At 40.2% G+C, this 16,110-nt stretch carries 17 protein-coding genes; 4 read left to right on the forward strand and 13 right to left on the reverse strand.

Going from position 1 to position 16,110, the window contains the following annotated elements; translation table 11 throughout:
* Positions 1–178 precede the first annotated feature (178 nt).
* From KIH23_RS02695 to KIH23_RS02735, 9 genes are all read right to left on the reverse strand, one after another.
* Complete coding sequence (locus KIH23_RS02695; protein ID WP_213211131.1) at positions 179–343, reverse strand: hypothetical protein; 165 nt, start codon at positions 341–343, stop codon at positions 179–181.
* A 109-nt stretch (positions 344–452) separates the two neighbouring features.
* Complete coding sequence (locus KIH23_RS02700) at positions 453–1,802, reverse strand: c-type cytochrome (RefSeq protein ID WP_213211132.1); 1,350 nt, start codon at positions 1,800–1,802, stop codon at positions 453–455.
* 6 nt (positions 1,803–1,808) lie between these two features.
* Entirely contained in the window at positions 1,809–3,251 is a 1,443-nt protein-coding gene (locus KIH23_RS02705; RefSeq protein ID WP_213211133.1) for a c-type cytochrome, read from the reverse strand.
* A 162-nt stretch (positions 3,252–3,413) separates the two neighbouring features.
* Positions 3,414–3,701 carry a YHS domain-containing protein gene (locus KIH23_RS02710; protein WP_213211134.1) on the reverse strand — a complete coding sequence of 96 codons (288 nt, stop codon included), beginning with the start codon at positions 3,699–3,701 and terminating at the stop codon, positions 3,414–3,416.
* Entirely contained in the window at positions 3,698–4,378 is a 681-nt protein-coding gene (locus KIH23_RS02715; RefSeq protein WP_213211135.1) for a superoxide dismutase, read from the reverse strand. Before KIH23_RS02715 ends, KIH23_RS02710 begins: the two co-directional genes overlap by 4 nt.
* A 4-nt stretch (positions 4,379–4,382) precedes the next feature.
* Positions 4,383–5,372 carry an alpha/beta hydrolase family protein gene (locus KIH23_RS02720; RefSeq protein WP_213211136.1) on the reverse strand — a complete coding sequence of 330 codons (990 nt, stop codon included), beginning with the start codon at positions 5,370–5,372 and terminating at the stop codon, positions 4,383–4,385.
* Positions 5,373–6,239, reverse strand: coding sequence for a helix-turn-helix domain-containing protein (locus KIH23_RS02725; RefSeq protein ID WP_213211137.1), 867 nt, complete (start codon positions 6,237–6,239; stop codon positions 5,373–5,375).
* Between the two features lie 34 nt (positions 6,240–6,273).
* The gene (locus KIH23_RS02730) at positions 6,274–6,648 is read right to left on the reverse strand and encodes a hypothetical protein (protein WP_213211138.1); all 375 of its coding nucleotides are present in this window, start codon (positions 6,646–6,648) and stop codon (positions 6,274–6,276) included.
* 18 nt (positions 6,649–6,666) lie between these two features.
* Positions 6,667–7,266 (reverse strand): SCO family protein, encoded by a 600-nt coding sequence (locus KIH23_RS02735; RefSeq protein ID WP_213211139.1) that lies wholly within the window; start codon positions 7,264–7,266, stop codon positions 6,667–6,669.
* A 543-nt stretch (positions 7,267–7,809) separates the two neighbouring features.
* On the opposite strand from KIH23_RS02735, the gene KIH23_RS02740 reads away from it, so the two are divergent.
* On the forward strand, positions 7,810–8,241 hold the full coding sequence (locus KIH23_RS02740) for a PaaI family thioesterase (protein ID WP_213211140.1): 432 nt from the start codon (positions 7,810–7,812) through the stop codon (positions 8,239–8,241).
* 59 nt (positions 8,242–8,300) lie between these two features.
* On the opposite strand, the gene KIH23_RS02745 is transcribed toward KIH23_RS02740, so the two are convergent.
* Positions 8,301–10,118 carry a LamG-like jellyroll fold domain-containing protein gene (locus KIH23_RS02745; RefSeq protein WP_213211141.1) on the reverse strand — a complete coding sequence of 606 codons (1,818 nt, stop codon included), beginning with the start codon at positions 10,116–10,118 and terminating at the stop codon, positions 8,301–8,303.
* Between the two features lie 105 nt (positions 10,119–10,223).
* Positions 10,224–11,300: a hypothetical protein gene (locus tag KIH23_RS02750; protein WP_213211142.1), complete on the reverse strand. Its 1,077-nt coding sequence runs from the start codon at positions 11,298–11,300 to the stop codon at positions 10,224–10,226.
* Between the two features lie 149 nt (positions 11,301–11,449).
* On the opposite strand from KIH23_RS02750, the gene KIH23_RS02755 reads away from it, so the two are divergent.
* Together KIH23_RS02755 and KIH23_RS02760 are read left to right on the forward strand one after the other, a co-directional pair.
* Complete coding sequence (locus KIH23_RS02755) at positions 11,450–12,196, forward strand: LytR/AlgR family response regulator transcription factor (protein WP_213211143.1); 747 nt, start codon at positions 11,450–11,452, stop codon at positions 12,194–12,196.
* Positions 12,147–14,075, forward strand: coding sequence for a tetratricopeptide repeat protein (locus KIH23_RS02760; protein ID WP_213211144.1), 1,929 nt, complete (start codon positions 12,147–12,149; stop codon positions 14,073–14,075). The genes KIH23_RS02755 and KIH23_RS02760 overlap by 50 nt, the downstream gene beginning before the upstream one ends.
* Here KIH23_RS02760 and KIH23_RS02765 read toward each other — a convergent pair.
* Entirely contained in the window at positions 14,072–14,473 is a 402-nt protein-coding gene (locus KIH23_RS02765; RefSeq protein ID WP_213211145.1) for a TerB family tellurite resistance protein, read from the reverse strand. The two genes, KIH23_RS02760 and KIH23_RS02765, sit on opposite strands and share 4 nt — an antisense overlap.
* A gap of 106 nt (positions 14,474–14,579) precedes the next feature.
* Positions 14,580–15,011: an Hsp20/alpha crystallin family protein gene (locus KIH23_RS02770; protein WP_213211146.1), complete on the reverse strand. Its 432-nt coding sequence runs from the start codon at positions 15,009–15,011 to the stop codon at positions 14,580–14,582.
* A gap of 214 nt (positions 15,012–15,225) precedes the next feature.
* Between KIH23_RS02770 and KIH23_RS02775 the strand changes: the two genes are divergently transcribed.
* Positions 15,226–16,050, forward strand: a complete 825-nt coding sequence (locus tag KIH23_RS02775; protein WP_249684764.1) for an alpha/beta hydrolase — start codon at positions 15,226–15,228, stop codon at positions 16,048–16,050.
* The last annotated feature ends 60 nt before the right edge of the window (positions 16,051–16,110 follow it).

Consider the following 16,110-nt stretch of genomic DNA (forward strand, 5'->3'; position numbering starts at 1 on the left):
TCAAAAAAAGCCCTGTGTGTGTCAGCAACAACAGGGCTTCAAACTAACCAAAATGTAAGAACCGCTTATTGCTCAATAGCTTCGAGCCAGTTCTTAAAAATGAAACCTTACATTTACGACTATACAAGATTTCAATTTACCAATTTAGGACTTTACTCATGGGAAATGCACTTTTTAACTAGTAAAGCCCTTTGATAAATTGGTAGTTTTTTTCTAATGGATTTTCTTGGTTGTTTACTTCTTTTGATTTGACAATTTGTGTGGCGACACTTTTGATTTTGATCAAAAAGTAAATACACATGCCCACAAAGAGCAAAATCATAATGGCTAAAACTTGAGTCATATTTTTTTGTTTTTAAAATTGTTAGTTATGTCCTGACCGATACCTCAACAAAAGAAACATACCCATTGCAATGAGTACCGGCACCCAGAAGAATATTTTTAATTTCATTTTACTTTTTTATTGTCAATATATACTCGGCCAATTGGTCAAGCTGTTCTTGATTGAGTTGGGCTGCAAAACTTGGCATCTGCGGATAATCAGGGCGTTTTTTACCGGGATTTTTAATCCAACTTTGCAAGCCGTCTTTGTTGCCTTTATAAATAGAATTCATTTCAATAATCGGCGGTCCTACTAGTTTTTCATTGGGTTTGTGACAAGCAGCACAATATTGATTGAATACATTTTTCCCTTTGTCAGCTAAGGATAAATTAGCGTTTTGTTCAGAGGCTTGCTCTTTTTGGCTTTCAACAAGCGCTTCTTTTTTGCGTTTTTGGAATTCTTCGGTGCGCAGTCGAACCAATTCTCGGTGTTTTTCAAGTGCATTGGCCCGATATACCTGACGGCCTGAACCCATAAACAAAACCGTAACAGACATGAGTATCAAAACTTTCTTGAAATCTTTATCGATGGTTTGTTCGTTGCCGTTGATTCCTTTCCACATCATCCACATGGCGGGTATGGCTATAGCAGCACCGGTAAAAATAATAGCGATTAAATTCCAACCCAATCCTTTAGAAGGTAAGGTCAAGAGAACAATTGGGCCAATCAAAAACTGAATGACCGAAGCCACCAAAGCCAACGAATAACCTTTTTTCTTGAGTTCAAATCGGGTGAGTTGAGTAAAAATTGTTTCGAATGGATAGTTTTTTCGGCCCATATACCAATGCAAAAACAAACCTGTAATGGAGAGCGAGGCCATGATGAAGTGCAAATACCTCGGGAACACGTTGGGCAAAAGCAAGGCGCTAAAAAATCCTTTGACCGTTCCCCATTTTTCAGGAAACAGCATCAGGTTGATGTTGGTGAGGAAAATCAGCGGAATAAACAAAAACAAAGCTACCGAAACAGCCAGAATCGAGATGTGTATGGCTTTGTGTTTTTCTAAAGCTTCCCAAGTAAACTTGTGCAAATAAGTCAATAAAAAAGCTACGGTGACCAGTGGTACGATGGCCAACCACATGAGTCCGGTAAGCGCATTGGCCGAATAAAAATAAAGGCTGTACAACGTGTTGATACACAACAAAGGTGCAATACCCATAACCACCGCCATACTTTTGTTGACTGTTATGGTCGAGGCAATTTCATGGGCCAGTGTATCGTATTCTTTATTTTTTAACCCTTTGATTTGTGCCATCAAAGTAAGGATAGAACCACCCACCATCAGATTGACAAAAAGGATGTGCACTAAAAAGGAAACCACCAACAAAACCACCAGCAACCACTCAGGTAAAGGTAATGGCAAAGGAAGGTCTCTGGGTACAGGCGTGGTTTGCCAAAAAATCAACAAGCTTGCGAACATATCTATTTATTTTCTGTTTTTTAATAAGGCTTCGGCGGTATGTTCAGGATTGATTTGAACTCCCTCTTCTTGCGCACCCGAGTATACATCATCGGTTTGTTGCAAATAGCGGATGTAGGTTGCCAGCGCATCGGCCTCGGCATCATTCCCCGGAAATTCGGGCATAAATGTTCGTCCGTTGTGCATGTTTTTCATATAACCGGCCATTGAATTTACATCGAGCGGTTGGTTAAAACCATACATTTTTTCATAGACATACACAATGCTATTCACGCCTTGTGTGGTGTGGCATCGGCTGCAAGCAATGGCAAAAACGTTTTTACCGGCTTCAAGTTTATTGTTGGGTGTGACTTCATGCGTTGAAACATAGGTGGCGTGTTTGAGTACACCGTCTTTTTTAAAAACCACATAATCGTCTTTGAGCAACAAGTTTGAATACATATACTGACTAATGACATACGGTTTTCTGATGAATTCGCGCACGCGTTCAAAAAAGCCCAGATAACCAATGGCAATCACCACCGGAACCACAACATAAGCCGGTTTGAGCCACTGAGTTTTCAAGATGCCAATGATTCCGATGGCTAGGGTAACCAACACGCCTGCCAATGCCACATAAAGCAACAAGTCATAGTACTGAGCAAATTCTAAAGTTCCTACCGCCGTGCTGAGATTGGCGGTCATGGCTTCAGGCATCACTTTATAGTAGATGTACGCGCCCATGAGTGAAATTGGTGCCCAAAACAAAATCCATTTAGAAGCGTATTTTACAGCGGTCAATCGCAACTGAGAGCCCGCTTGGGTAAATAAGGTAATAAGAAACATGCCGAAGATGCCTGCAACCAACATGGCAGTGGGTGTTCTGAAGAGCAACTGCGGCAAATAAATCGGGTTGGTAAAACCATTGAGTAAGGTATGATTGGTTTGCCAGTTTCCGGGATCCATCATAAAACCTAAAATTGAGACAATAATAGCCATGGTAACCCAAGAGAATACACTCAGATACCAGCCAAATTTGATGTGTCTTAACTTGGCCTTGAGTGAACTATTGCTGTTTTTCCAGGTCAAGAAATAAATCATAATAAGAATGACTTCGGTAACAAACACCAACCATTCAACAAACCAAGCCCAGAAAAACACGCGAATCAAGCTTCCGATAGAACTCGGGCTCACCAGTGCCACCGAAACCCATATTCCTACTCCGGTCATGGCTCCTAGAGTGGTGGTAATGATAAACGCCACCTTCATGATTTTATAAACCATTTTGTCCCACTCCAGATCGGTAATCTGGTCTGTGCCGCTTTTTGAAACTCCGCGTTGTTCCAGCCATGTTACAAAGGGCATAAAACCCACCGCCAATCCGTGGTTGATGATGACGTGCAAAATGGCAATAATGGCAATGAGCATGCGGTTGTTGAGCCAGTCTAGGTGAAAAATCGGAAAATCCATATGATTCGCATTTTTTGAATGATGCAAAGTTGAAATCAATGTGTGAATAGTCCTAAAAAGAAAAAAGCAGGATGTTTAGAAAAACGTTCCTGCTTGCTTTGATAAAAGTGCTTTTTTTGTTGTTTTTTGCATCCTTTGATTTAGATTTTCAATCCTAGTCATTCAATTTTGGTTCTTCTGCAAATACATTTCAGGATTTTTCTTGAATTCATCCTTACACATTTTGGCGCAAAAACCATAGAGTTTTCCCTTGTATACTGCGGTATCGCTTACACCGTATTTGGTGATGTCCATTTTACAATAAAAGTCGATTTTGTTGGCGTATTTTAATTTATTAAGAGGATTTTTGGGATCAAGTAAACTCTCAGATTCTTTTACCGCAACCGGCGTTTCTTTTTGGTGACAGCTGATTGCTGCTGCTATGATTAATAGGTAGATGATTTTTTTCATTTTTTCGAGTTTTTGGTCATAGCCGATTTATAATAATTACTTACTTCATTCCAATTAATCACATTCCAAATGGCAGTTAAATAATCGGCACGTTTGTTTTGGTATTTCAAATAATAAGCATGCTCCCAAACATCAATGGCTAAAATGGGCATGCCTTTGTTTTCGGCAATGTCCATCAATGGATTGTCTTGATTGGCTGTCGTGCAAATGGCTAATTTTCCGTCCTGACCCACATACAACCATGCCCAACCAGAGCCAAATCGAGAAGTTCCCGCCACATTTAATTTATCTTTTAAAGCATCTAAACTTCCAAAGCTTTCACGGATTGCCTTTTCTAAATCGGCTGACGGTTTGGTATTTTTTTCTGGAGTCAGAATTGACCAAAAGAATTCGTGGTTGAAATGGCCGCCTGCATTGTTCCGGATTGCAGGACTTAACTTCGAAATGTTAGCAAAGATCTCGGTAATGTTCATTTTTTCGGCATCGGTGCCTACGATGGCTGCATTGAGGTTTTTTACATACGCCGCGTGGTGTTTGCTGTAATGGATTTCCATGGTTTGTGCATCGATGAATGGTTCCAAGGCATTATAGGCATAAGGCAATGGTTTTTGGGCAAACTGTGCTGATGCGGATACGCAGACGAGCAAAAGCAATGATAAGAGTTGAATTTTTTTCATGAGATTAGTTTTTTGTGTTATTGTTTTTCTTTTTGTGTTTGTCAAACCATGCGAACATTTGATCAAAGCTGTCAAATTGCGAAAAAGGCAAGGAATGACTGGGTTCGTTATAAATAATCATCGCATATTCCTTGTTGTATTCCTGTAGTTTGGCAGCCATTTTTAGTCCGTCAGCGCAAGGCACTTTTGGGTCTTGTCTGGAATGCAAGATCAACACTGGCGTATTTATTTTATCTGCCCAATAAATGGCGGAACGGTTTTTTAAAATTTGAATGCTGTCTGTTTTCCAATTCGGAAAAACCTTTGCAAAACCTAGATAATTCAGCGAGGAATCATCATCGGTCCAACCTTCAACAAACTCTTTGCGGTCTTTAGCCCGACTGACCCAATCGCTTGTTCCGGCGGTGACCACCATAGCATTCAACTTCATTTTTAGTGAGGCTTGATAGGTGTTTTGTCCGCCACGCGAAAATCCGTACATGAAAACATTGGATGTATCTATATAAGGTAAGTTTTCATAAATGGTTTTTAGGTTTACAATATCATCCACATCAATGCCTCCATGTTGGTCATATTTTCCGTATTTTCCAGCAAATCTGGTTTTACTTGCAAGTACAACATAACCGTTTTCTGCCATTTTGTAAAAATCTACTAAGTTGGTTTCTTCGAGATTTCCGAAGTTCCCCATACCACCACGGTTATATATAATTAGTGGGAATTTCTTTTTGTTGGGCTTAACGGGCTTGTACAGCCAAGCTTCGACCGTAGCAGTATCGCTTATGTATTGCAATTGCAGGCATTCAAAAGCTTTGGTTTTCCGAGCTTTTTCATAAAATTGGGCATCATAATACCATTTGTAAAATTGGGTTTGTTTTTCGTACGACGTTTCAATTTTAATTTTGCCAACAATTTGAAAATCACTTTTGCCAGTCTGTGCGCAAGTAATGCTGGTTATCAAAATAAAAATGAACTTTAGGTAACTACTTTTCATCATTTAACAACTTTCTTTTTTTCGGAATTGTTCCGGTGTGACCAAGGTTTGCTTTTTGAAAAAAGTAATGAAATACGAAACGTTCTCAAACCCCAAATCATGGGCAATTTGGTTGATGGTCAGGTTGGTGTAATGCAAAAGTCGTTGTGCCTCAATGGTGATTTGCTTTCGGATGATGTCACCGGCTGTTTTTCTGACTTCGCCTTTACAGATTTTATTGAGATAATTTGTGGATACATGCAACTTTTCGGCATAAAATGAAGGCAATTTATTTTCGCGAAAATGCAACTCGACTAACTTTTCAAATTCTTTGACCTTATCGTTTTTGGTGTTGTGCGTTTTTACCGTTGAACTCGGATTATACACGCGTTCAAGTTGCACCAAGAGTATATTTAAATAGGAGCGCAACACTTTGTTTTTGTCTTTCAACACAGCGTTATATTCGTAGGCAAAGAGTTCAAAAAAGGTTTGTAAATGCTCATTCTGAAACGTACTGAGCGACATATAAGGTTGACAATCTTTTTCAAAAAACGAAAAGTCATTCAGCGCATTGTTGTTATAACGCAGCGAAAAAAAAGTTTCGGTAAATGAAATCATTTGCCCATTGGTTTGGGGCGGTAAATTAATTTTTGAAATGCAGTTGGGCTGAATAATAACAACTTTCGGGCAGTTAAAATGAATTTTATGATGGTCAACCTCAAGAATTCCCGCGCAGGAATCAATAAATAAGACCGAATAAAAATCTTGTTGATGCGATTCTTCCACAAACGGATATCGGGCAGTAAAGCCCTTTAGGGAATCATAAAAAATATTGCCGTTATTGTTGCTAAAATCTGCCAAAGTGCAATTCAAGATGGTACTTGATCGCATAATGGTGAGATTTTAAGTTCATAATTGCTAAGAATTAAGAAACTAACTCAGGCGGATCATCAACTGAATTGAGAAAAGAGAAGTAAGTGGCATCGGTTTTAAAACCAATGACTTCTTTTGTAGTAAAGATTTGAATTTTCGGGCATTCTAGGGTTATGTATTCTGGGGCGGTATAGAGTACTTCTTTCTCTATGGTAGTGAGGCTTTTTTTGTTTTCTTTTTGTTCTTTGTTTAATTCGTTGTTCAGATAACATTGACCTTTACAAACAGGAATTTTATCAAATCTATTGATACATATATTGTTAGCAATATATTCTCTGTTGATTTGAAATGAAGAAATAATCCATAAGCTTTTGGTGCTTTGGATGGTGAAAATAAAAAGTAAAAAATAGACAACTCCTTTTTTCATTTTGCAAATGTACAGTATCTATTCGTTTAATAGTACTTTAATGTCTTTAATCAATCGATTGGTTTCTTGTGGATTTGTTCCATCATACACACCTCTGATGTGTCTGTTTTGGTCTATTAACAAGAGCCCGCCCCCATGCACCAATCCACCGGGTTCTTTGGCATCAGGATAAGCAGTTGTAAAATAGCTTTTTGTTGCAATACTAAAAATACTGTCTTTATTGCCTGTTACAAAATGCCAATTCTGGTTTAAAGCTAATGAATTACGATAGGCTTTGAGCCTTTCTATGTTGTCGTGTTCTGGATCAATGGTGTGTGATAAATAATTCACTTTGGGGTTATTTTTATAGACATCATAAACCTTATTGAGTTCGAAATTCATCTTCGGGCAAATAGTCGGACAGGACAAAAAAATAAAATCCGCAATGTAGATTTTACCTTTGAAAGTTTCATTGGTAACAATCATACTGTCTTGATCAATAAATGAAAAGTCTTTTATTTTGGGATAAATGGTATCATTTCCGCGCACAACAGGTTGGCCGAGAAACGGCAGTTGTTCTTGTTTTTTGTTACATCCTAAAGCAAAACAAATGAGTAATGTTGCTACTATATTTTTCATTTTGTAAAGATACATATTCGGAGCTTTTTGTCATTCATTGGCAGTTTCTCTTTTTAAGCACCTTCGTGAAAAGGAATTCTGCACCCCACAACTTCAGAACTTCTCAGGCACTCAGCAGCTCATACAACATAGAACATTCAACATAAAAACCACCCTTCTGTCCTACAGCGCAGCGGTCTACAGCGCAGCGTGTCTCTCATTCCGACGCAGGAGGAATCTCTATAAAGAGGCTGAGTGCCTGAGTACCTGAGCAGCTGCGCTCAATGAATGCGGCGTGTACTATTGATAGTTATGTTTTACTGAATGTTTTTTGAAACATCCATGTAAAACCACAACCCACCACACGTTTAAAAAGTGTACAAAGTTTAAGAAGTTTAGTTTGAAGCTTAATTCGTAATTCCCAATTCGTAATTCGTAATTCTTACAGCGCAGCCGTATCCCTCATTCCGACGCAGGAGGAATCTCAGCAACTCAGGCACTCAACGGCTTAAAATAAAACCCCTAACTTTACCACCACACAAAAGTTTCAAAGCAGCACCTCGTATGACCCACTACCAAAAACTCCAAAACATGTATCTATCCGGGCCCATCAACCGGGCCACATACCCCAGTGTTCAGATGGAAGTTTCAGAAGGCCAAGCGGAGATTACCCTTGAGGTACAACCCGAGTATTTTCATGCGGGGCAAAGCTTGCACGGTTCGGTCTATTTTAAGATGCTCGACGATGCGGCTTATTTTGCGGTGAATTCGGTGGTGACTGATGCCTTTGTGTATACAGTTGCCTTTAACATTCAAATCTTACGGCCGGTGAAAAGCGGGAGGATTAAAGCGGTGGGCACGCTCAAGTTTGCGTCTAAAAATTGGTGGGTGGCCGATGCCGTTTTGTATGACGCCAAAGGACGCGAGGTGGCGCGCGGCAGCGGAAACTTTATGAAAAGTGCCCTGAGCTTAGAAAGTGTTGAAGGGTATCAATAAAAAAATCCGGTATTGACCTAAGCCTCAACCGGATTTCATTAACAAAAAAATTACTCAAATTACTCTACTGAAAATTTTCGGGTTGACCACAAACCTTCGGCTGATTGCACACGCACGAGGTACATACCCGATGACAAAGTTGAAACATCAATTTTTGATTGGGTCGAAGAGATGATTTTTTGACCTTGTATGTTATAGATTTCAATTGAATCAATCTGCTCAACCGACTCAATATTTAGGTATGCACGCGCAGGGTTTGGATAAAGCTGCATTTCAAAATCATTTTCAAATTGAGCCACACCCATAGCATTGGTGGTAAACTGACCTTCGGCATAATGATAAACAATGTCCGGAGTAAAATCGCCTAAACCAATTCGATAAGAATACGTTGTGTTGGGCAATAAATTTTGAACTTGAATACTGTTAGCGCCCAAAGTTGGATTGTTACTGATGTACACTTGGGTATCAAGATCAGAATCGTATTCTACACCGGGGTTCATGACAATTTCAGCAATTTGCATCGGAGCATTTCCTACCGAATCTACGTAGAAATTAATGGTCACCGAATTAGCCGTAATATTACTCTGGTTTACCCCTAAAATGGCAAACTTTGAGGTAGTTGTAAAAATTCTTGATTGTGTGTCAACTCCGGCACTGTTGGTAGCGATAATGCGCAACCAATACGACTGCTGTGCGGCAAATAATCCGTAGCTGGTTGAATATGATTGTACGGTGTTTCCGGTGGCACTACCGCCTGAATAAGTAATCATAGGCGGATTGGTTAAATCTCCTTGCCCCACCTCAAAAGTAACTGAGGTATTCCCGCCATTGGCATTCAAATCATACGAAGCCTGGAATGAACTCGAATCAACAAAGGTAATGTCAAAATTGGTGACTGTAGGAGCTGTGACTAAATTGGCTTGGGTGGTAAAGCTTCGCCAAGACCCTAAGGTGGTTCCACCTGAATTGGTGGCTTCAACACGGTAGTAATAAGTGGTTCCCGGTTGCAAACCTGTTAAGGTTTGGGTTAAGTAATAAGCGCCTGTTCCAGTAGCCGAAGGCCCGTTCTGAACCAAATTGATGTTGGCAAAATCAGTTCCGTAGCGAATTAAGGTGGTGGTGGTGGTGCCAAACGGATTGACATAATATTCAATACCGGTTGCATCTTGTGTTGTATTGAATGAGTTTACACTGCTGATGGTCGGTAACGATGCAATTCCCGCCAAAGTATTGACCTCAGATTGGCTCAAGGCAAAATCAAAAATCTTGAGGTCGTCAATGGTAGCATTCATTCCGAACAAAGCGTTGTTGATAAGCTTACCTACTGAAAAAGTAGTTCCTGACGTGTTCCAAGCGGCGGTATTGGAAATAATCTGTGTACCGTTGACATAAGCTTTTAGGGTGCTGTTGCTGTAGGTTACGGTATAGTTATACCACACTCCGGTTGAAGGTGCAAAAGCTCCGGTAAAATCGCTGCCCCAGCCGTAGTGAACCAATTCATTCAAATTGCCCGGATTGCCCTGAACAAGTCCGTATGCTTGGCCTGAGGCGGCTGATCCGTATCCGTATAAAAATTGTCTGTTTTGTAGGTTGTCAAACTTTACCCACATTGAAATTGATCGGGCAGCTGAACCCTGCGGCAAGTTCGGAATTGTGGCTTCTAAGTAATCAACACTTGTGCCCGCTCCGAGTTGTTTGGCGCTGTTTGGGTTTCCGTTTCGATCAGCCACATAAGTTGACCCATAATTACCTCCAAATACAATTGAATTGTTTGAATTGTACATGGTGTTGTTGAACGTAAAATGGTGAATCGGATTTTGTGCCTGTGCCAAAGTGGTCATCAGGCCCAACCATAGTAATTGTAATTTTTTCTTCATAATGTTAGATTTGAAATTCAAGACAAAAATATTTTTAGGGTACTTTTTTTTGATGGTTGACTTCACCAACGGTTGATATGAATTCACCAACCGTATTTTTTTTGATTATTGCGCAACCACAAATTCTTGTTTGTTCATAGAGGCATTGAGCTCGGCGCTCCAACCTGAATCAGTACTCAAAGTGCCTGAGCTAAAACTCTCTGAACGCTTGCTGCGTGGGTTTAGGGTTGTAACGTATTTTCCGTTGCGGAATAACTTAACCGGTCGGTCAGATTTGTTATTTAAATAAACTACTATTGAACCTGAAGATGATTTGCTTGAGCTGCCGGAGCGCGGAATTCCGTTGGGGTATAGCCTTTTCATTTCGGCGGCCCATTCTTTGTCAAGGTCGTTCTTAAAACGCTTAAAACCTTGTGCGTACAATTGTGCAAACTGATTGGCAAACGCGTGTAAATCGTCAGCGGTGTAGGTTTGTGCTTGTTCTTTTTTGTCGGCGGTATAAAACAACATCAAGTTCTGAATTTTTACATCGTCATATTCTGTTTTGTTTTGCTCACCGCGATTGTGCAAAGGCATATATCGGTTATTGCCCACCAAAAGGATGCCCGGCTCAAGCTGCATGATATCGGCATCTGCAAAACTGACCAACTCGGCAGCTCCGCGTTCATACGGGTGCTCATTATAATCTTTGGGTTTGTAATTGGTATAATAAAAATGTTCACTGCTGATGCGTTCAATCAGGGCCGGTTGCTTGAATGAATTTGAAATGCGCAAAACAGCGTCTAACGGATATGAGGTTCGCCCCCAAACCAGCGGTCTGATTTTTTGATTGCCTGATTGGTAAGCATACTGACTTTTGGCTGATAGTTCCATTTTCTTTTCGTCAAATTCAAAAAGAAATTTCTTGAGGGGCACCTTATCGCCTGCCTCATTCTCGCCATAAATCACTTGTGAACAATAATAAACCCCTCCAAAACCATAGGAGTCTTTTTTGATGCTTTGCTGATCTAGAAAATTCTGTGCTGCATCTTCATCAGCACGGGTTTGATCTTTTTTTGAAGCCGAACCTTCGGCCGATTTTACTTTGTCTTTGAGTTTTCCGAGTAACCCTTGCGCGTTGGTTTGCATACCTTGACTCAAGGCTAAAACCAACAATCCGACGGTTAATTTAGTTTTCATCATCTGAAGTATTTTTGGCCAAAATTACCTTTGAAGCAATCACTTTCGGGGCACTTATTTCACCAACGGTTGTTTTGACTTCACGAACGGATAAAATGGATGACGCAGCAATGGCTTAAAAAATGTATTTTTGAAAAAAAACAATTCTATCCATGAAAACAATCATCGTTGACGATGAACCCAAAGCCCGTTCAATACTGCACAACCTAATTACCGAGCATTGCAAAGGAATCGAGATTGTAGGCCAAGCCCAAAACATTAAAGAGGCCGTTAAACTCATCAACAGCCAAACGGTTGAATTGGTTTTTTTAGATGTTGAAATGCCCAACGAAAATGGTTTTGCCCTATTTGATTATTTTGAAAGACCAACCTTTGAAACTATTTTCTGCACTGCCTACAGCGCATATGCTTTGAACGCTTTTGAAGTATCGGCTATTGATTATTTGCTCAAACCGGTAAGCATTTCTAAGCTACAAAATGCTATTGAAAAAGCCATCAAATCACGCGGTCAGAATCAAATTCTTGAACGTGTCAATGCGCTTCGTGACAACATCACGGTGAATCAATTGCAAAAAATAGCGCTACCGCTCTCAGACGGTTTATTCTTTATTAAAGTTGAAGACATTTTATATTTTGAAGCCGATGGTTCGTATACCTATGTAATCACGCTTAAAGACAAGTATATGGTTTCAAAAAAAATCAAAGAGTTCAATGATTTACTCGAAAACGACCATCGTTTTTATCGCGTCCATCGCTCGTATTTGGTTAATATTCAACAAATCAAAAAATACAGCAAAAAAGATGGAGCCAATTTGGTTTTTGAAAACAATCAATCCATTCCGGTGGCCCGTGAAAAACGAAGCGACTTTGACCAATACATCGGAAACCTCAGTGTATAGTATGATGCGTACCCCTATTATGATGTTGCTTTTGTTGACATCAATTCATCTTTGGTCACAAAATGAAAAAGTAGTGTTGCAAAAAAAAATAAAGCAACACACAAAACTTGATACCTTAAAATGTAATCTTTGGGCCGAACTAATTGAGTTAGAAGAAGACCCAGCTATTTGGCCCAAATATAACCTTGAGCTCAAAAAAATTCTACTGCAAATCATTGCCGATCAAAAGCTTCAACAAACATCCCCGGAATGGTATGTCCGAAAACTCTTTACGGTTTTAATGTATGAAGCCCAAGATGCCAAATGGCAATACGGAAATAATGCTAAAGCGATTGCTCTTGAATTTGAAATGCTCAAATATGCCCAAAGTATTGATGATGCTAAAATGATTTGCCAATCATATATTGAAATTGCAGCAACTTATATTGGACAAAAACTGTATCCCGAAGCACAGCAGTACCTTGAGAAAGCACTGGTGGTTGCGCGAAAAAGCAAAAGCGAATCTGAAATAGCTTTGGTATTAAATAACCTCGGACAGAACTACAATGATTTGTTGCAGCCTCAAAAAGCGATTCCGTTGTTGCATGAAAGTTTGCAATTGGCCCAAAAGAACAAACTTAAAATCTGCATCAATATTCAAAACAATTTGGGTGTTGCTTATTATAAACTAAAACGCTTTGACTTGGCGGTTGATCATTACAAACAATCGCTCAAAATAAGCCAAGAATTGCAAAACACTTCAGGGATAATCATCAGTTATTTAAACATTGCCAACAGCCTCAGAGATAATAAACAGTATACAAACGCCATTGAATATGCCGAGCAAGCATTGGCATTGAGTCAAAAAATCAATAGGATTCCCTATGTTGAGGCAGCCTACAAAATGCTCACCTCGTTGTATGAGTTAAGCCATCAACCCCAGAAAGCTTTGGATGCTTTTAGAGCATCGACCATTTTAAAAGACAGCATCATCAACGACGAAAACAAAAGTGCCATTCTTAAAACCGAGTTCAAGTATGAAAACCAAAAAAAAGAAGCACAGATTAAAGCACTTGCGCAACAAAAAAAGATTGTTGAGCTAGAGAGTAAGCGTCAAAAAACTTGGTTGTATGTTTCGTTGTTTGCTGCGTTTGTTTTAGCACTGATTGGCTATTTGATGTTCTTGAGATACAAAACCAAAAAGCAAAATGAGTTGCTCAAGGTTCAACTTGAAGAGACTCAGAAAACCTTAGAAGCCGAGAAGAAATCAGTGCAAAGCGAACTCAAAGCACTCAGAAGCCAAATGAATCCGCATTTTATTTTTAATGCGCTCAACTCAATTCAAGAACAGTTTATGTATGGTGATCGCGTGCTGGCCAACGAACAAATGGGCAACTTTACAACCTTGACCCGACAAATTTTAGATATATCGCGCAAGAAATACATCTCGATGGCTACTGAAGTTGATGTGTTGACCAAATACTTAGAGCTTGAAAAAATGCGCTTTGCAGATGATTTTAGCTATGAGATTACCCTAACCGATGAAGTAGACGAAGATTATCATCAGATTCCGCCGATGCTCGTACAGCCTCTGGTTGAAAACAGCATCAAACACGGCTTACTGCACAAGTCAGGCCCTAAAAAAGTAACGATTTGTTTTGATTATGATGAGGCCGAGAACACGCTGATTTGCACGGTTGAAGACAATGGCATTGGTCGTGAAAAAGCCTTGGCCATCAAAGAGAGTAATACTAGAACGCATCAATCATTTGCTACCCAAGCCACCGAACAAACGCTTGAATTGTTGGAAGGCGAAAAAAGCACACTACACTATGATGATTTGATACAAGCAGGTGAATCAGTGGGTACGCGGGTTACTTTAAAAATTTCTTTGGCTTAGTTGTACTGCTCCTGAAATGCATCGAGCAAAAATTCAGGCGATACCATACCCGTAGCAGATACTTCCATGGCTTGCAACACGCGTTTGATTCCGTTCGGGTTAAGCCCCATGGCTATGCCGATTTCTCGGATTTTTTTCTGTTCATTGCCGTGCAAAACACCATCGCAATGCATGAGCAACGCAAGTCTATAAAACTGTTGGATGCGCTCAAACTCTGATTTAATCACTTCAGGGTATTGCTCTTGGTGAAACAATTGTTTGAGTTCATCGCCACCTATTTGAAGTTCTCCGGCCACCAATTCAATGAATTGATATTCTCTGGGGTGCAGCTTTCCGTCTACAATGGCAAAAGCAATCATATCAGTCACCAAATGAAGTCTTTCTTTGTGTTTGTTCATGCGGCTAATGTAAAATATTTTGCGCTTTCTTTGAAGAGGGTCATAAAAAAACCCGCACTTTACGAAGGAAAGCACGGGTTGCTATTAACCACCAACGTTATGAAAATTAAGCAATTTCGATGAGTCTTTTGGGTTTTGGAAGCGCTTCTTCTTTTTTCGGAAGCTGTACGTGCAATACGCCGTCTTGGTAGCTGGCGTTGATGCTGTCAGCATTGACCGTTTGCGGCAAAGTAAACGATCTTGTAAATGAGCTGTAGCTATACTCGCGACGGGTGTATCGTGCGTGGGTGTCTTTTTGTTCGTTTTCGGTTTTGGTTTCAGAGGCAATGGTGAGCACATTGCGATCAATCTCAATAGAGAAATCTTCTTTTTTCTTGCCCGGAACAGCGAGTTCTAAGACAAATTCAGCATCGGTTTCTCTGATGTTCACGGCCGGTACCGAGGCCAATGCATTTTGCGAGCCGCCAAACCAATCCGGTTTTAAGAATTCATCTAAAATAGACGGAAAATACTCTAAGTTTCTTTTTACTAAGTTCATGATGTTTTATTTTTAAGGTTCAACTTATTTTGTTTTGGGCTGTTTTTGACAAATGATGTACCAACTGATTTTGAATGTCATTTTTTCATAAAACATCCGCCGTACAATGAAATTTTGACCGTTTTAACAACTCTTTAACTGACTTAATATCAGTTGGTTTAGCACAAATAACCGTTGTGCAATTATTCATTATCTTAGCACAAAAGACAACGCCTTGAAAACGCTCAGAATACAGCTCGTGATTTTGGTTTTGCTGTGGGTGGGTTTACCGGTCTCGGCACAAGAAAACCGCAAACCTTCGACCGCTTCGGCTCAAGTATCAACCTTTGTGCTCGAGGCGCCACAACTCAACACCCAACGCAAGATTTGGCTGTATTTGCCCCAAGATTACAAAACCTCCAAAAAACGATATCCGGTAATCTATGCTCATGATGCGCAAAACTTGTTTGACAGCACAACCTCTTTTGCCGGCGAGTGGAACCTTGATGAAAAACTCGACAGCCTCAAAGCCCAAGTGATTGTGGTGGGCATTGAAAACGGTGGGGATAAACGCCTTTCTGAGCTTACACCCTACCCGCACGAAAAATACGGAGGTGGTAAGGGCGATGCTTATTTAGATTTTATCGTACACACCTTAAAACCCAAGATTGATGCTGAATACCGCAGCCAACCTCAGGCCAAAAACACCGTCATCATGGGCAGCTCGCTCGGTGGGCTGATATCATTTTACGCCTTGCTCAAATATCCAAACGTGTTTGGCAAAGCGGCGGTGTTCTCGCCTGCCTTTTGGATCAACCGCAAGCCTTTGCTCGATTTGATGCAACAAACCCAAAGCTTTAAAAGCAAAGTGTACTTTTTGTGTGGCGATAACGAAGGTGACGAAGATATGATCCGCGATTTGAACACCGTAGAACATTGGGTCAATACACAGCGTTGTTCGTGCAAGAGGCTCAATAAGAAAGTCATCGTCAAAGGCGGACAACACAATGAAAAATTATGGCGCGATGGTTTTGTAAAAGCGTATCTATGGTTGAAGTAAGAAAAAAGACCGCTGCGCTGCAAGAACCAAGACCGCTGCGCTGTAAGAGAAAAGAATTAT

It is taken from the genome of Flavobacterium sp. CYK-55 (assembly GCF_018413465.1).
Classification (GTDB): Bacteria; Bacteroidota; Bacteroidia; order Flavobacteriales; family Flavobacteriaceae; genus Flavobacterium.